Raw genomic sequence first — 16,558 nt, 5'->3', positions numbered from 1 at the left:
TCAGCCGTCGATGCGGCGGGCGCCCAGTTCGTTCTGCAGTAGCTCGAGCGCGGCTTCCTCGGGGTCGCGGCGCGGGGTGTCCGAGGTGTCGCTGCCGGCTTCGGCCAGCATGTCTTCTTCGTCCTCGTCGCGCTGCGGTGGTGCAGGCACGTCGGCGGCCCGCTTCGGTTGAGCGGGCGCAGGATCCGCAGAACCTGTCTCGCAGCGGATCTTCCAGTTCACCCCGAGCGCGTCCTTCAACGCTTCGCGGATGACGTCGGCGTTGCGCTGCTCGGCCAACCGCTTGGCCAGCGGCGCCGAGTCGTGGCTGAGCACCAGCGTGTCGCCCTCGATCGAGCGGACGATCGCGCCCGACAACATCACCTCGGTGGTGCGGCTGCGCTCCCGAACCTTGTCGCGCACCGTCGACCACATGCTGCGCACGGCAGCAGCATTCGGCTCGCCGGCCGCCGCGGGGGCCTCCACCACCGGGTCCGACGGCGGCCGCACCGGTGGAGGGGACGGCGCCTTCTCTTCGGGCGCCGGCTCGGGCGCCTTCTCTTCGGGCGCAGGTTCGGCGGGCGCCTTCTCTTCGGGCGCCGGTTCGGCGCGCGTCTGTTCGGGTGCGTGCGGTTCGGCGACCCTGCTCTTGCGGGCGTACTGCCTCGGCGGCCCGCTGCCCTGCGCCGCTGTGCCCTCTCCGGCCGGAATCGACATGTCGAGCCGGGTCTCGATGCGCTCGACCCGTTGCAGCAGCGCCGATTCGGTGTCGCTGGCCGACGGCAGCAGCAGCCGCGCACACACCACTTCCAGCAGCAGTCGAGGCGCGGTGGCACCCCGCATCTCGCCGAGCCCGGCGTGCACCACCTCGGCGTAGCGGGTCAGCGTCGCGGTGCCGATGCGGGTCGCCTGCTCGCGCATCCGCTCGAGCACATCCTCCGGCCCGTCGACAACTCCACGCGCTCCCGCGTCGGGCACCGACTGCAGCACGATCAGGTCGCGGAACCGCTCCAGCAGGTCGGTCGCGAACCGGCGCGGGTCGTGGCCGGCGTCGATCACCGCCTCGACAACCCCGAAGAGGGCGGCGGCGTCGTTGGCGGCGAGCGCGTCGATGGCGTCGTCGATCAGCGCGACGTCCGTCGCGCCGAGCAGCGCCAGAGCCCGCGCATAGGTGACGTGGTCTCCCTCTGCTCCCGCCAGCAACTGGTCGAGCACCGACAGCGTGTCGCGCGGCGAACCGCCACCGGCGCGGATCACCAACGGATACACCGCGTCGTCGACGGTCACGCCCTCTTGCGTGCAGATGCCCTCGAGCAGCGACCGCATGGTGCGCGGGGCCAGCAGCCGGAACGGGTAGTGGTGCGTGCGCGAGCGGATGGTCGGCAGCACCTTCTCCGGTTCGGTGGTCGCGAACACGAAGATCAGATGTTCCGGCGGCTCCTCGACGATCTTCAGCAGCGCGTTGAAGCCCGCCGTGGTGACCATGTGCGCTTCATCGACGATGAAGATCCGGTACCGCGACTGCGCGGGTGCGTAGAACGCGCGGTCACGCAGCTCGCGGGTGTCGTCCACGCCGCCGTGGCTGGCGGCGTCGAGTTCGACCACGTCGACGCTGCCGGGCCCGTTCGGCGCTAGCGCCACACAGGAGTCGCACACCCCGCACGGGGTGGCCGTCGGACCCTGCGCACAGTTCAGCGAGCGGGCCAGGATGCGCGCCGACGAGGTCTTGCCGCACCCGCGCGGACCCGAGAACAGGTACGCGTGGTTGATCCGGCCGGAGGAAAGCGCCGTCGACAGGGGCTCGGTGACATGTTCCTGTCCGACGACTTCGGCGAACGTCGCAGGCCGGTACTTGCGGTAGAGCGCCACGCTCAGCAGGCTACCGGCGCGGTCCGACGGGCTGACGGGCCACCACTGCGTCGCTGGATTGTGCACCTGAGGACGGTTGAGGGGCGATTCGCGTCGTCAGATTCACAAATGGGTTCGGGCGGGCGGCGCGTCCCTGGGGATAAGTCGCCGAGCGCAGCGCTGATCCGTCGGCCCACGCGTGCACCGTAGGCGCATGACCGAGCTGCCGTGGCCGTTCGTCGGAACCGAAGCGTTGTCGACAGGCATCATCTCCGAACGTGCGATGCGCCGCTTGTATGCACCGATGTATCCGGGGGTCTACGTCCCACGCGATGCGACCGTGTCGGCGCAGCATCGGGCGCTGGCGGCATGGCTGTGGTCGAAGCGGCGCGGAGTCGTCGCGGGCCTGTCGGCGGCGGCGATGCTGAAGACCAAGTGGATAGATCCGTCGGAGGCCGCGGAGCTGATCCACGACAATCGCAGGCCGCCACCGAAACTCGTCGTCAGGACTGAACGGGTGCTGCCGAACGAAGTCACGACGCTCGGCGAGATGCGTGTGACGACGCCGGCCCGCACGGCATTCGACCTCGGTCGCCACCTCGAGTCTCGGACCGTCGCAGTGCAACGTCTCGACGCTCTGGCCAACGCCACCGGCCTCAAACACGTCGACGTGGAGGCGGTCATCGCCGCACACGCGGGCGCCCGCGACATTCCGCGGCTGCGGTGTGTGCTACCGCTGGTCGACGGCGGCGCGGAATCACCACAGGAGACGGTCGCCCGACTGGCGTTGATCGATGCGGGCCTGCCGGCGCCGCAGACCCAGGTCCAGGTGTTCGACGAGTACGGGCAGTTCGTCGCCCGCGTGGACATGGCATATGAGGATTTCAAGGTCGCTATCGAATACGACGGGCCGCAACACTGGACCGATCCCGGAGTGCGGCAGCGCGATATCGACAAGCAGTTCGTCTTGACGGGACTTGGCTGGCTGATCATCCGGGTCAGCAGAGACCTGCTGCGGTATCGACGCGCGACCTATGTGGCCAGAGTCGAGAGCGCGCTGCACTCGCGTGGGTTTCGGTTGTGAATCTGACGGCGTTTTTCAGCGGATTTCGTCGTCAGATTCACAAACGGGCTAGCCCTTCAGCAGCGACTCGGTGGCCGACAGCAGTGCACAGGTGGCCAGGCCGTCGATCGCAGCCCGCAGCTCCGGTTCGGCGGGGAACGTCGGTGCGATCCGGATGTTGCGGTCCTCCGGGTCTTTTCGGTACGGGAACGTCGCCCCGGCCTCGGTCACCGCGATGCCGGCGTCCTTCGCCAGCGCCACGGTGCGCCGCGCCGTTCCGGGCAGCACGTCGAGGCTGATGAAGTAGCCGCCCTTGGGTTCGGTCCACGACGCGATCTTGGACTCGCCGAGGCGGTCGGAGAGGATCTCCAGCACCGCCGCGAACTTCGGCGCCAGCAGTTCCTGATGGCGTTGCATCTGCAGGCGCACCCCGTCGGCGTCGCCGAAGAAGCGCAGGTGCCGCAATTGGTTCACCTTGTCGGGGCCGATCGACTTCTTGCCCGCATGCTGCAGATACCAGGCGATGTTGCCCAGCGACCCGCCCAGGAAGCTCACCCCGGCACCGGCGAACGTGATCTTCGAAGTCGACGCGAACACCAGCGGCCGGTTTGCGTTGCCCGCGGCTTCTGCCAACCCGAGCACGTCGATCTGCCGGACGAAGTCGTGCGTCAGCGTGTGCACCGCATACGCGTTATCCCAGATGATGCGGAAATCCGTTGCCGCCGTTCGCATCTGGACGAGCCGCCGCACGACCTCCCAGGAGTACGTGACGCCGGTCGGGTTGGAGTACACCGGGACGCACCAGATGCCCTTGATGGCCGGGTCGGCGGCGACGAGTTCCTCGATCAGGTCGACATCGGGGCCGTCCTCACGCATCGGCACGGTGATCATCTCGATGCCGAGGCTCTCGGTGATCGCGAAGTGCCGGTCGTAACCGGGAGCGGGGCACAGGAACTTCAGCTTCGGCTCCTGGCTCCAGGGCCGGGGCGAGTCGGCGGTGCCGTGCAGCATCGAGAACACCACCACGTCGTGCATCAGCTCCAGGCTGGCGTTGTTACCCGCGATGAGGTTCTGCACCGGAATGCCCAGCAGCTCGCCGAAGATCGCGCGCAATTCCGGCAACCCGTGCACACCGCCGTAGTTACGGGTGTCGGTGCCGTCACCGTCGCGGAAGTCGTCCTTGCCGGGCAGGTCCAGCAGCCCGTTGGACAGATCCAACTGCGCGGGCGCCGGCTTGCCCCGGGTCAGGTCCAGCTTGAGGCCCTTGCCCTGCAGCTCGGCATAGTTGCGCTTCTGCTGCTCGTGCTGTGCGGAGAGGTCATCTCGGCCGAGCGACAGAAAAGACACCAGAAACCTTTCGAACCATGGAAGAAGGGGACCCCGCGCACCCGCCAGAGCCCATTGACCCTTGCTGCCTTCCGGCCCTGGGGGAGTTCACAGGATGGACGCCGCGCGGGGTCCACGGCGAGTCTAATACCAGAGGCATCCGCATCCGGACGGGCTCATCCGCGGGGTCGGCTACCATGGCCCGCGGAGGATTCGCCTAGTGGCCTATGGCGCTCGCCTGGAACGCGGGTTGGGTTAATAGCCCTCGCGGGTTCAAATCCCGCATCCTCCGCACTCGGCACGGGGTGCGATCTGCAGGCCCTCGCCCGGTCGCACCCCGGCCAACCAAACGTCTAGGAGGAGTATGAGCCGCACCGTCGCGGTGATCTGGCACGCGTCTTTCAGTGTCGTGGCCGGTGTTCTGTACTTCTTCTTCGTCCTGCCCCGCTGGTACGAGTTGTCGGGCGACATCCCCCACACACTGGGTACCGCGATGCGCATTGTGGTCGGCGCGCTGATCGGGCTGGCCGCGTTGCCGGTGGTGTTCACGCTGCTGCGGACCCGCAGGCCGGAGTTCGGCACACCGCTGCTGGCGCTGAGGCTGCGGACCTGGTCCATCGTGTTTCACGTGTTGGCGGGGGTGCTGATCCTCGGCGCGGCGATCAGCGAGATCTGGCTGTCACTCGACGACGCGGGCCGGTGGTTGTTCGGCATCTACGGGGCCGCCGCGGCGATCGCGCTGCTCGGCGTCTTCGCGTTCTACCTGGCCTCGGTCGCCGAGATGCCACCACCGCCGCCGAAACCGCTCAAGGTCAAGGCGCCGAAGAAGCGGCGCGGCCGGGGCAAGGGCGCTGAGGAAGCGGACGAGGCCGAAGAGGTCGAAGGCGCGGAAGAGGCCGAAGAGGCGGAAGAGCCCCAAGGGGCGGAAGACGCTAGCGACGCTTCCGAAGCGTCCGAGGAGACCACCGTCGAAGCGGATGACGAGGAGAAAACCGCCGCCGACGAGCCTGACTCCGGCGCCGGGGAACCCGCCTCAACCGCCACCGAAGAAGCCGAGCAAACCGACGGCAAGCTGCGCAATCGCCGACCTGAGCAGACCCGCCGTCGCCGCAGGCGGCTACGTGGCGGCGTCGTCGTAGACGATTAGCCGCATGCGCATCGGGCAATATGGGTTCATGGGCAAAATCCCCGTCCGCCGTCCGTTCGCCGCGCTACTGATCGCATTGGCCGCGGCGTTGGCCATGGTGACACCGGTTTTCCCGGCCACCGCCGCCCCCGCCGACCCGATCGCCGCGGCGGCTCAGGTCGAGCCTGCCGTCGTGCGCATCGACACCGAGATCGACTACCAGGGCGCCTTCGGTAACGGGGCAGGTTTCGTGCTCGATCCGGCCGGCCAGGTGCTGACCAACTTCCACGTCGTGTCGGGTGCCGACCGGATCACCGCGAGCGTCGGGGGCCGGTCCTACCCCGCCGAGCTGGTCGGCTACAACCGCAGGCGCGACATCGCGGTGTTGCAGTTGATCGGCGCCAACGGGCTGCCTGTCGCACCGATCGGAGATTCCGCGCAGCTGGTGCCCGGTGAACCGGTCGTGGCGCTCGGCAACGCCAACGGATCGAACGGGCCGCTGACCCGCGAGGTCGGACAGATCACCGCGTTCGGCCGCACCGTCAACGCCGAAGACACGTTGACCGGCAGCAAGGACGAACTTTCCGGGCTGTTCGAGTTCGCTGCGCCGGTGGTCGCGGGTGATTCCGGTGGACCCGTGGTCAACAGCGCCGGGCAGGTTGTCGGAATCACCACCGCGGCATCGGTGAACTACCAGTTCGGTCCGGGCGGAGAGGGCTTCGCGATCCCGATCAACGACGCCCTACCCGTCGCGAACCAGATCCGGTCCCGCGCCCCCTCCGCCGACGTGCACATCGGGCCGCCGGTGTTGCTCGGTGTCGGGGTGCGCTCGGCGCAACGCGGCCCGGGCGTGCAGATCGCCGAAGTGCTGCGCGGCGGGCCCGCCGACCGGGCCGGACTGCTCGCCGGTGACGTGCTGACCGTGCTCGACGGCACTCCCCTCGATTCGGCGACCACGCTGACCTACGTGTTGGATCGCCACTACCCCGGCGACGTGATCGATCTGACGTGGATCGACCGCAGTGGGCAGGAACGGACCGGCAAGGCCACCCTGACGCCGCTCTAAGCGTCCAGGAGTCGGTCGAGACCGGCGATCAACAGGCCCAGTTCGAAGTCGAACTGGTGCTCGGCGTCGTGGTGCTGTGATTCGGCCGACGCCAGCACCGTGCGCAGCGCCGGATAGATGTCCCGTGGTTCCTGTTCGAGTGCCGCTGACGTCTCCGCGCGGTGCCGGTGCACCCCCGATGCTGTCTGCGCGGCGCTACTGTGCGCCGCGGACTGCGCGATGTTGGACGCCGCGGTCAGGGCGTACCGGGCGGCGTCGGGCGGGAAGCCGGCCGCGAGCAGCGCGTCCAGGACCCGGTCGGCGAGCGCCAACGCGGCCGCGGCGCCGATGCCGCGCAACCGGGTGAAGTCGGTCGCGACCCCCACCCGGACCAGGCCGTCGCGGAACGCGACGCTGTACGCGCGCAGCACCACCCGCCAATCGTCGTCGACCGGCAACTCGACGCTGGTCAGTTCGCGTTCGAAGAGGTCAGCGACCACCAGGGTCAAAAGCCCCTCCCGGTCACCGACGTAATAGTGCAGCGCCTTGCGGCTGACACCGAGCGCATCGGCCACCGCCTGCATCGTCAGGTCTCGGTCCGCCACGCCGCGCGCCGCCGCGACGATCTGGTCTCGGCTGATCCGCGGTGGACGACCTCTGGTGCGGCCGCTCATCACGGTCACACTAGAGCGTGTGGAATGTATTTTTCACCGGTCGGTAAAAACGCCTTCGCGACGCGTCGCGTTTCCCTATGCTGTGCGCGTGCCAAACACCCCTTATCGCGTCGTTCAGTGGACCACCGGCAATGTCGGCAAGAGTTCGGTCGAGGCGATCACGAAAAACCCGAACTACGAACTCGTCGGCCTCTACGCGTGGTCGAAGGACAAGGTGGGCCGGGACGCCGGTGAGCTCGCCGGCATCGCATCCCTCGGCGTGCAGGCCACCAACGACGTCGACGCGCTGCTCGCGCTGAAGCCCGACGTGGTCGTCTACAACCCGATGTGGATCGACGTCGACGAATTGGTCCGCATCCTCGAAACCGGCGTCAACGTCGTGGCGTCGGCCTCCTTCATCACCGGCCACAACCTCGGCGCCGGCCGGGACAAACTCGAAGAGGCGTGCCGGCGGGGCGGTTCGACGCTGTTCGGTTCCGGTGTCAGCCCGGGCTTCGCCGAGTTGCTCGCCATCGTCGCCTCGACGGCCTGCGATCGGGTCGACAAGGTCACCATCTCCGAATCCGCCGACACCACGCTCTACGACTCCCCCGATACGGAGCGGCCCACCGGCTTCGGCACCGCGATCGACGACCCGAACCTGGCCCCGATGGCCGCCAACGGCACCGCGGTGTTCGCCGAGGCGGTGCGACTGGTCGCCGACTCGATCGGCGTCGAGCTCGACGAGATCCAGTGCGTCTCCGAATATGCCCAGACCACAGAGGATCTCGTGATGGCGTCGTGGACCATCCCGGCCGGACATGTCGCGGGTGTCTACGCCAGCTGGCAGGGCGTGGTGAATGGGAAGACCGTCGTCGACATCAACGTCCGGTGGAAGAAGGGTCAGACCCTTGATCCGGACTGGCAGCTCGACGGTGACGGTTGGAAGATCACGATCGACGGCCGGCCGACGGTCAACATGCAGGTCGGATTCCTGCCGCCGCCGGACATGATCGAGAACGCGAAGTCGATCGAGGACTTCTTCGTGCTCGGCCACATCATGACCGCAATGCCACCGATCCATGCGATACCGGCGGTCGTGGCGGCGGCGCCCGGTATCGCCACCTACAACGACTTGCCACTGCCCCAGGCGCGCGGAGTCGGGCCGACGAGCTGACGGCGCGGCCTATGGCCGCGGCGGAGAGACCGGAGCACCGTTCACGCCCATCACGGTCGCCTTCAGTTGGGCGTTCGGCGGTCCCTCCAGGGCAACGTCTTTGAGGATCTTGGCCTCATCGTTGTGCACCGTGAATTCGCCCTTCTGCGGCGCCGCACCCCCGACGACTTCATAGAAGACGGTGAACGGAGTCTCCGGAAGCGGATGCAGTCCAATGTATTTCGGCTCGATCGTGTACCTGTAGGTGCAGGTGGACGCGTCCGGTGGGCACTGCCGGTCGGTGACGATCACGCTGACCGCGAACTCCATCGGTGTCGGAACCTTCGGCGGCCGTGGGGCTAACGTGGTGCGCGGCGTTGTCGCTCGCTGCGCCTGCTCGGGTGCGTTGACGCTGCCGAGGATCATCACGGCCGCCATGCCGACGCCACCGGCGAGGAGGGCGAGCAGCGCCAGGCCCGCGGACCATTTGCGGACGGCCATCGACACACGCATGCGTCAAGGAAACCCGGTGGGCGACCGAACGCGCGGCGTTTCCGCCGCATTACCGACGGTCGTCCTGTCAGTGCCTGATGCGGCGACGCCTGCCCAGGAACAGTGTCAGGAAGATACCGCCGAGACCCAGCGCCGCCACCAGCGCGGCCGCGACGATCAGCGTGATGTCCTTGGCGCTGAGGCCGGTCGGCGAGGAGTCACTTACCAGCTGCAAGTCGTAATCGCCGGGCAGCGGTCCCTCCGCGGGTCCTTCCATCCCCGGGAAGCTCTGGGTCTGGTGAACCTCGAATTGCGGTACCCCGCTGTCGTTTTGCTTCCATTCCCCCCATGCCGGAGTGACGCCGTCGAGTAGGACTTTGTGAGCACCGCCGACCGATGGGTCCGGGCCGACGTCCACTATTTTCCGGACCACGATTGGCCGGTATGTCGCGTCCGTGTACTTCACCTGGACCGGGACATCGGTAAGCGTCCGCACGGGTGGAGGCGGCGGTGGAGGTGGCAACCCCGGTCCGGGGAAGTAGCCACCGCCGAAGAAGTTGCCTACCGCGACGTCGATCGGAATCCCGAAAGGATTGAGTCGCAGCGCAGTGAAGTTGTACGACCCGAGATCGCGCACTTCGGTGACGATGCGGCCCAACGGCGGAATGAGCAGGATCCGAGGCACCCCGCCTACCTCGTAGACCAGTTGCAGGGGTTCTGGATAGGGGTTGAAGATCAGCGGCCTGAAGTAGGGGTCGTACTGCACCCAGTCCGGCTGCCATTGCAACACCCGCAAAGCCTCGTTCTGGCCGCCGGCCTCAGCGGCTACGCTCGCCGGGGCGTTGGCGCCGGGATCTGCCTGGGGGACGACCAGATTTCTGAGGCGGTCGATCTCCGCCGGCGGCGCGGGCGGCGGAATTTTCTGGACGGGGGGAGCCTGCTCGGCGATCTTGATGTCTTGCGGGGACGCTTCCAACCTCTGCGGCTCAGGGGTTTCCGTCACGCCCGCCGCCAGTTCCGCACTTGGCGACTGCGTTGCCCCTGATGAATCCGTCGTTCCGCCAACGGAAGTGGTTTCCTCGGGACTTGTCTGCGATTCCCCAGCGGGCGACGTCTCGCCCGGCTGCGCGGTGCCCGTCGTCGTCCCGGGTTCCAGGCCGGCAGGTTCACTTGTGACCGTCGAAGTAGCCGACGTCGATCCCGGGGACGGCGACGGCGAGGTGGTGGCCGACGCCGACGGTGTCGTGGCTGCCGTTGTGACTCCTGTCCTCGCCTGCGTCGTGGGGGTAGGTATGGGCGCGGCCTCGGTCGTCGTCACCGGCTCGGGCTCGGGCTCGGCCGAAACCTGCGGCGCGGCCGTCGTCGTCGCTATCTCCGGTGCCTGCGTCTCTTCGGTGACGACCGGGGCCTGAGTCGCAGGTTCCTGCGGCACCTCCGGCGCCACGGGCGGGGCCTCAACCGCCGGCGGTGCTTCGATCGTCGGTGGGGCCTCGATCGCCGGCGGGGCCTCATAGGTCGGGACTTCGGCAGGCGCCTCTTCTGCGGGGGCGTATGCGGTCTCGGTCGGTGCGGTCGTGTCCGGCTGGGCGAGCGCCGGGTGTACACCGGTGCCGGCCGCGACCAACGAGACAGCCGCCACCGAAGCCAGCGCGGCCGCTAGGTGGCGGATGCGCGAAATGCCGACTGCGACAGGCACGTCAACCTCTTCTCACCAGCAGGCTTGACGCCGCTCGGCCTGGAACAGATTGGCGGCGGCGCACTCTCCGGCGTCGCTGACGACGAGGTTGCGGATCTGCCAGTACAGGTCGGCGGTGGCCTTCGTCGCCAGCTGTGCGGCCAGGTCGAAATGGTTGATCGGTGGATTGGTGCCGGGCACCAGCATCATGCCGCGGGGTGTGTCCCAAGCATCCTTGTTCAGTGTCGAATGGCACTCGACGAAGCCGGGCGGCGGACCACCGGGCGGGCAGCCGCCCAGCGGGTCGTGGCGGTCGCTGTCGACGGCGTAGAACCCGGTGTGCAGCCCGGCCGGCAGGCTCGCCGGATCGCATGTGGGCATCAGCGGTGGCGGCATGCGATCGACTTGGCCGACAGCGATGTTGTCCTCAACCCAGTTCGAGTGGGAGTAGAAGTCCTGCAGAGCGTGGGCCAGTCCGCCGAACGCGGCGCGGGCCTGGGGTCCGTCGACGAGGTCGCTGCCGCCGGGTCCGGTGGGCTGCGCGCCGCTGACGATGAGCGGGGTGAAGAAGTTCCACGCTTCCTGGGTGCGCGCGCAGATTGCTGCTGGGTCATTTGCGTTGTCGATGTGGCGGAACTCGTCGGCGAAGAACGCGTCGCTGCCTACCACGCCGGCGCCCGGCGGTGGGCCGACGAGTATCTGGCCCATCGTGACGTTGTCGACTCCCAGCGGTGCCAGTGCATCGCGGGTGATGCGGTCATGGTTCTGGATCTGGAATGCCTGCGCCGATGGCGCTACCCACGCGCAGATGAGGGCAAAACCAGCGGCCAACACGGTAACGATTGACGAGCGCGGCTTGGGTGGGTGTGACGAGTTCATCGACTGTCCCCTTTGACCTGCTGACCCCCGAGCGGTCAGATCATGGAATTGTTTCAGCCAGAAGTTGCGAACATTCCGAAATCTGCAAAACAGCAAATTTTGACGCAAACCTGGCGTTTCCACGGCACCTCGGCGCTGGGCGCTCAGGTAGAGCAGCCATTCCAAGAGCGAACGAGCGGGCCCGGACCGGCTTATGGTGATGACTGTGAATCTGCTGGTACGCAGCAGTCTGCGGGAGGCGTAGTGGACGGAGCGCCGTTCGGCCGATACCGATTGGTCGAGTTGTTGGGCCGCGGCGGCATGGGCGAGGTCTGGAAGGCGTTCGACACGGCCACCCAGCGTGTGGTCGCGGTGAAGGTGCTGCCGGCGCATCTTGCCGCCGACCCGGTCTTCGAACAGCGGTTTCGGCACGAGGCTTTCGCTGCCGCCGGGCTGACCAATCCCCACGTGGTGCCGATTCACAACTTCGGCGAGATCGAAGGTCGACTGTATGTCGACATGCGGTTGATCGAGGGTCAGGATCTCGAGCATCTGCTTGCCGGCGGCCCATTGGAGCCCGAACGGGCGGTGAAGATCATTGCCCAGATTGCGTCGGCGCTGCATGCTGCGCACCGCATCGGGCTCGTGCATCGCGACGTCAAACCCTCCAACATCCTCGTCGCAGAAGACGATTTCTCGTATCTGATCGATTTCGGGATTGCACGCGCGACAGGCGATACCAAGCTCACCGCCACCGGCAACGTGGTCGGTACGTGGCCGTACATGGCGCCCGAGCGGTTCACCACCGGCAAAACCGACACGCGCGCGGACGTCTATGCGTTGACGTGCGTGCTGTATGAGTGCCTCACGTCCAGCCGCCCGTTCCCCGGAGACAGCGTCGAACAGCAGATCGCGGGTCACCTGACGACTCCGCCGCCGCGGCCGTCGATCTCGCGGCCGGAGGTGACGCCGGAGCTGGATGCCGTGATCGCGGCCGGCATGGCGAAGGACCCCGACGAGCGCTACGGAACGACCGTTGAACTGGCCCAAGCGGCAAGCAAGGCCATCACCGATCCTGGTGTCACTACCCAACCCGCACAACCACATTCAGCGCCGACAGCCGCAGGACCGGCCCCGTCCGCGTCCACCGCAGTTGCCAGTACCGCTCAGGCGGGACAAGCCTGGGCGCCGACCCGGGCTCGCCCGGCGGAGCAGGTCGACCCACCCGCATCCCCCACGCAGGCCGGTCCACCCGCAGCTACCACGCAGGCCGGCCCACCCGAGCATGTGAAGAAGGCGTGGGCGCCGACCCATTCCGCGCCTGCTGCCCATGACGAACAGGCCCACGCCCCGACCCAGGCGCGGCGCGCCGATTCGGTCGGACCCGCCGAAACGCCGCCTCCCGGCGACTCTTCGGACCAGTCGCCCGACGATGATGGGTCGCTGCCGTGGTGGCGACGGACCGCGATCGTCGTTCCGATCAGCGTAGTTCTGATCATCGCCGCCGCGGCCACCATCCTCACCGTGATCAGCGACGACGGTGGTGACCGACGCGTCGCACAACCACCCGATGCGCCTCTCGACGGGACATTCGCCGTCGAATTCGGTTCGCCGACAAAGCCCAACGGCGAGCCGTATCAGAACGCGCAGGGCGGCAACGAGAAATGGGTGATCCGATCGGCGTGCCCTGCCGGCGGGTGTGTCGCGTCGGCGACGAAGGTCAACGGTTCTCTCACCACGACGTCGACTCTGGTGCTCGACGAGATCGACGGTCGTTGGGAGGCGGTGAATGCGAAACAGGGCACGTGCCAGGGCGCCGAGCCGGCGGAACTCTGGGAGGCGTTCTCGCTGCAGTCTCAGGCCGACGGAAGCCTGGAGGGCGAATACGTCATCCGATCGACCAACGGCAGTTGCGCGAGTAACCAGCCGGTGACTTTTACCCGCACCGGTGCCCCGGAGGGGGGCGCGTCCGTCACCGACCCGGCGAGCCAACCGGCGCGCGTCGCGTCCCCGGCGCAGTCCTTACACGGCCGCTATCAGGAAGTCGATACGTACGTCGACGGAAACCGCAGCGCCGAAGTGAGTTTCGACATCCAGACGTACTGTCTGCGCACCGGCCAGAAGTGCCTGAGTTACTGGCTGAACCCCAACGACGTCAAAGTCCTGGTGTTCGAAGAGAACGCGTGGCAACTGACCAACACCTCGACGGACTCCCAGTGCAAGAACGGTGCGCCCGCTCACCGCGAGATCAGCCTGAACTACCCGTTGCCACAGCCGCCGCAGGACCCGATCACGCTCCTCACCGGACGCGGTCATTACACCGTCACCGGCGGTTGCCCCTTCAACAGTGATTTCGAGTCGCGCGTCCAGCGCACCGGAGACTAAAGCAGGCCGGCGACGAAAGAGGCGGCCTGATCGGTCATTCCAGGCACGTACTGATGGTGGGCCGCCCGGTTGTCCATATCGCCCTCGCCGCAGATCGGGTCGTTGGCATTGCACAAGTCGATGGTCCTGCCGCCGTAGACCGGACTGAGCGCGTTCAGCGGGCCGAGGATCTTGGCGAACGGGTTGCCGAACACCGCGACCGCCGCCACGTGGTCGGCAGCGTGCGGGGGCAGCGGCGCCGCGACGGCGCCGAGGTCGAGACCGGGCACCGCATCGAGGCCGGGGATCGCCCCGACGCCAGGGATGGCACCGAGGCCGGGACTCACGCCCAGCATCAAGTCGATGACGGCAGCGCCCTGCGAGAAGCCGCCGAGGACCAACCGGGTGGCCGGGCAGTTCGCGGTCATGTATCCGACGTGACCGTTCGCGTCGGCAGCGCCCTCGGCGGCTCGCAGAAAGTTCATGGTGGCGGCGTAGTTGACCGCGTACTGGCCGACCGTTCTGTCGCCCACCTTCGAACGCAGCGAGTCGATGAACGCCTGTCCCACGGCGCCAACACCCACCGGGTCGCCCGTCCCGCGCGCGAACACCACCTCGATGTCGGGACACGATTGAGCCCGCGCCGAAGGGATGCCGACCGGTGCGCTCAATACAGCGACCGCCGTCAGGCCGGCTGCGCAGACCCCTACGGCGATCCGAATTCGTGAACATCTGGTGGCGATTCGTCGATGCTAAGAGCACATCGCGGCCGATGGCGCGTTTTCGTCAGTCGGGTTTAACCGGGTTGCCCTCGGCGTCCCAGTTGGCGGCGACCTTCTTGCTCGGTTGCACACGCGGTGGCTCGCCCGGCATCTTCGGGTAGCTCGGCGGATACGGCAGATCACCGAGCCCGCGCTCCTCGTCGGCCTCGACCATCTTCAACAGTGGTTCGAGCGACTGGGCGTCGCTGTCGATGTCGGCCCACGGATCGGGCCGTCCCGCAACAAAATCCGGCACTGTTGAGATCGTGAAGTCATCGGGGTCGGCGGTGCGCAATTCGTCCCACGTCAACGGTGTCGACACGGTGGCGATTCCAGTCTTGCGCGCCGAATACGCCGACGCGAACGTGCGGTCTCTGGCGTTCTGGTTGTAGTCGATGAAGATCCGCGTGCCGCGCTCCTCCTTCCACCACGAGGTGGTGACCGCATCGGGTGCGCGGCGCTCGACCTCGCGGGCCAGCGCGATGCCCGCACGACGCACCGCGATGAAGTCCCAGTCGGTTCTGATTCGCAGGAAGACGTGCACACCGCGGCCGCCCGAGGTCTTCGGATAGCCGGTCAGACCCAACTCGTCGAGCAGCGGTTTGAGCACGTCCACCGCGACCGAACTGGCGTCCCTGAAATCCGTTCCGGGCTGCGGGTCCAGGTCGATGCGCAGCTCGTCGGGGTGCTCGGTATCCGGGCACCGCACCTGCCACGGGTGCAGCGTGATCGTGCCCATCTGTGCCGCCCATGCGATCGCCGATGGGTGGGTCACCTTGAGCGCGTCGGCGGTGCGCCCGGACGGGAACGTGACCTGACATGTCTGCAGGTAGTCCGGATGCTTCTGCGGCACCCGCTTCTGGTAGATCTCCTCGCCGTCAATGCCGTCGGGAAAACGCTGCAGATGCGTGGGCCGGTCCCGCAACAGCATGACCATCCGGTCGGCCACCGACAGGTAGTACTCGAACAGCTTGCCCTTGGTGCCGTCCTTACCGAGTTTCGGGAAGTAGGGCTTGTCGCGATTGGTCAGCCGGACCTTGACGCCGTCGACGTCGATTTCCTCAGCAGCCGTTGCCATTTCAGGACTCCAGAACATCGTAGAGGTCGTAGTTCAGCGGCACCTCGAGTTGGTCGAAGGTGCAGCTCTCGGGGTCCCGATCCGGACGCCAGCGCCGAAACTTCACCGCATGCCGGAAACGCCGGCCGTGCACGGTGTTGCCCTCCATCTGGTCATAGGCTACCTCGCACACCTTCTCCGGCCGGATCGGAATCCACCGCTTGTCGGCGGCGGAGTTCCACCGGCTGGGATCCCCTTCGCGTATCTGGTCGCCCTCGCGCAGCGGTTCCAGTTCGGCGAGCAGCTTGAGCCGGTCTTTAGTGGTGAAAGACGCTGCGCCACCGACCATCTGCAGTTCGCCGTCGTCGCGATACAGGCCCAGCAAAATCGACCCGATACCCTCGCCGCTCTTGTGTATGCGGTATCCGATCGCCACACAGTCGGCGTCGCGGGCGTGCTTGATCTTCACCATCTCCCGCTTGCCCGGCAGGTACGGACCCTCGAGCCGCTTGGCGATCACGCCGTCGAGTCCGGCGCCCTCGAACTCCTCGAGCCATTGGGCGCCGAGATCGGGGTCCTCGGTGGTGCGGGTGACGTGACACCACTGCTTCTCTGTCACCGCATCGAGCAGCGCCGCGCGCCGGACCCGGAAAGGCTCCTTCATCAACGACGTGTCGCCGGTGGCAAGCGCATCGAAACCGATGAAGTGGGCCGGCGTCTGCTCGGACAGCATCTTGATCCGGCTGACGGCGGGGTGGATACGCTGACTCAGCGACTCCCAGTCCAGCCGTGTGCGCCCGCCGATGTCGCGGGGGACGACGATTTCACCGTCGAGCACACACCGCGTCGCCAATTCCTCGCGCACCGACTCGATGACCTCGGGGAAGTAGCGACCCAGGTCTTTCCCGCTGCGGGAAAGCAGCACCACCTTGTCGCCGTCGCGGAACACCAGCGCGCGGTAGCCGTCCCACTTTGGCTCGTACGACCACACGCCCGCTTCGGGGGGCACCTTGGCCAGCATCGGTTCGAGCGGCGGCAGTACGGGAAGGTCCACGCTGTCCATCCTGATTCATCGGGGTGCTCGAACTCCAGATAGACATCACATCACCGCCGAACTCATCGCCCGCACATCAAGTACCGCATCCGCGGCGTGCG

Annotated in this window: 14 protein-coding genes, 1 tRNA gene and 1 other RNA gene; 6 read left to right on the top strand and 10 right to left on the bottom strand. The window is 67.3% G+C overall.

The window, feature by feature from the left end:
* Complete coding sequence (locus G6N18_RS17575) at window positions 1-1,848, bottom strand: DNA polymerase III subunits gamma/tau (protein WP_083000495.1); 1,848 nt, start codon at window positions 1,846-1,848, stop codon at window positions 1-3.
* A gap of 193 nt (window positions 1,849-2,041) precedes the next feature.
* Here G6N18_RS17575 and G6N18_RS17570 point away from each other — a divergent pair, with 193 nt between their 5' ends.
* Window positions 2,042-2,911: an endonuclease domain-containing protein gene (locus G6N18_RS17570; protein ID WP_067219448.1), complete on the top strand. Its 870-nt coding sequence runs from the start codon at window positions 2,042-2,044 to the stop codon at window positions 2,909-2,911.
* A gap of 48 nt (window positions 2,912-2,959) precedes the next feature.
* On the opposite strand, the gene G6N18_RS17565 is transcribed toward G6N18_RS17570, so the two are convergent.
* Together G6N18_RS17565 and ffs are read right to left on the bottom strand one after the other, a co-directional pair.
* Complete coding sequence (locus G6N18_RS17565) at window positions 2,960-4,237, bottom strand: aspartate aminotransferase type Ic (protein WP_067219446.1); 1,278 nt, start codon at window positions 4,235-4,237, stop codon at window positions 2,960-2,962.
* A 22-nt stretch (window positions 4,238-4,259) separates the two neighbouring features.
* Window positions 4,260-4,354: signal recognition particle sRNA small type (gene ffs, locus G6N18_RS17560), an RNA gene on the bottom strand.
* A gap of 68 nt (window positions 4,355-4,422) precedes the next feature.
* Here ffs and G6N18_RS17555 point away from each other — a divergent pair.
* From G6N18_RS17555 to G6N18_RS17545, 3 genes are all read left to right on the top strand, one after another.
* Window positions 4,423-4,508: transfer RNA gene (locus G6N18_RS17555), tRNA-Ser, on the top strand.
* 72 nt (window positions 4,509-4,580) lie between these two features.
* Window positions 4,581-5,363, top strand: a complete 783-nt coding sequence (locus G6N18_RS17550) for a lipid uptake coordinator LucA (protein ID WP_083000394.1) — start codon at window positions 4,581-4,583, stop codon at window positions 5,361-5,363.
* A gap of 28 nt (window positions 5,364-5,391) precedes the next feature.
* The gene (locus G6N18_RS17545) at window positions 5,392-6,408 is read left to right on the top strand and encodes a S1C family serine protease (RefSeq protein ID WP_067219634.1); all 1,017 of its coding nucleotides are present in this window, start codon (window positions 5,392-5,394) and stop codon (window positions 6,406-6,408) included.
* Here G6N18_RS17545 and G6N18_RS17540 read toward each other — a convergent pair.
* Window positions 6,405-7,061, bottom strand: coding sequence for a TetR/AcrR family transcriptional regulator (locus G6N18_RS17540; protein ID WP_083000497.1), 657 nt, complete (start codon window positions 7,059-7,061; stop codon window positions 6,405-6,407). The genes G6N18_RS17545 and G6N18_RS17540 overlap by 4 nt on opposite strands.
* Before the next feature lie 88 nt (window positions 7,062-7,149).
* Here G6N18_RS17540 and G6N18_RS17535 point away from each other — a divergent pair, with 88 nt between their 5' ends.
* Window positions 7,150-8,217, top strand: a complete 1,068-nt coding sequence (locus tag G6N18_RS17535; protein WP_083000498.1) for an NAD(P)H-dependent amine dehydrogenase family protein — start codon at window positions 7,150-7,152, stop codon at window positions 8,215-8,217.
* A gap of 9 nt (window positions 8,218-8,226) precedes the next feature.
* Here the strand turns inward: G6N18_RS17535 and G6N18_RS17530 are convergent, their stop codons facing one another.
* The 3 genes from G6N18_RS17530 to G6N18_RS17520 all read right to left on the bottom strand — a co-directional run bounded on the left by G6N18_RS17530 (window position 8,227) and on the right by G6N18_RS17520 (window position 11,242).
* Window positions 8,227-8,709, bottom strand: coding sequence for a hypothetical protein (locus G6N18_RS17530; protein WP_083000395.1), 483 nt, complete (start codon window positions 8,707-8,709; stop codon window positions 8,227-8,229).
* Between the two features lie 67 nt (window positions 8,710-8,776).
* On the bottom strand, window positions 8,777-10,384 hold the full coding sequence (locus G6N18_RS17525; protein ID WP_083000397.1) for a hypothetical protein: 1,608 nt from the start codon (window positions 10,382-10,384) through the stop codon (window positions 8,777-8,779).
* A gap of 12 nt (window positions 10,385-10,396) precedes the next feature.
* Complete coding sequence (locus tag G6N18_RS17520) at window positions 10,397-11,242, bottom strand: hypothetical protein (RefSeq protein WP_083000399.1); 846 nt, start codon at window positions 11,240-11,242, stop codon at window positions 10,397-10,399.
* A gap of 243 nt (window positions 11,243-11,485) precedes the next feature.
* Here G6N18_RS17520 and G6N18_RS17515 point away from each other — a divergent pair, with 243 nt between their 5' ends.
* Window positions 11,486-13,606, top strand: a complete 2,121-nt coding sequence (locus G6N18_RS17515) for a serine/threonine-protein kinase (protein WP_083000401.1) — start codon at window positions 11,486-11,488, stop codon at window positions 13,604-13,606.
* On the opposite strand, the gene G6N18_RS17510 is transcribed toward G6N18_RS17515, so the two are convergent.
* The 3 genes from G6N18_RS17510 to G6N18_RS17500 form a co-directional block, all read right to left on the bottom strand.
* Window positions 13,603-14,256: a cutinase family protein gene (locus G6N18_RS17510; protein WP_272937589.1), complete on the bottom strand. Its 654-nt coding sequence runs from the start codon at window positions 14,254-14,256 to the stop codon at window positions 13,603-13,605. The two genes, G6N18_RS17515 and G6N18_RS17510, sit on opposite strands and share 4 nt — an antisense overlap.
* Before the next feature lie 115 nt (window positions 14,257-14,371).
* Window positions 14,372-15,424 carry a non-homologous end-joining DNA ligase gene (gene ligD, locus G6N18_RS17505; RefSeq protein ID WP_083000402.1) on the bottom strand — a complete coding sequence of 351 codons (1,053 nt, stop codon included), beginning with the start codon at window positions 15,422-15,424 and terminating at the stop codon, window positions 14,372-14,374.
* Between the two features lies 1 nt (window position 15,425).
* Window positions 15,426-16,466 carry an ATP-dependent DNA ligase gene (locus G6N18_RS17500; protein WP_083000404.1) on the bottom strand — a complete coding sequence of 347 codons (1,041 nt, stop codon included), beginning with the start codon at window positions 16,464-16,466 and terminating at the stop codon, window positions 15,426-15,428.
* Window positions 16,467-16,558 lie beyond the last annotated feature (92 nt).

It is taken from the genome of Mycolicibacterium celeriflavum (genome assembly GCF_010731795.1).
In the GTDB taxonomy this organism is placed as follows: Bacteria; Actinomycetota; Actinomycetes; order Mycobacteriales; family Mycobacteriaceae; genus Mycobacterium; species Mycobacterium celeriflavum.
The sequence above is the reverse complement of the archived record's forward strand: the minus strand, read 5'-3'. Positions and strand labels throughout refer to the sequence as shown.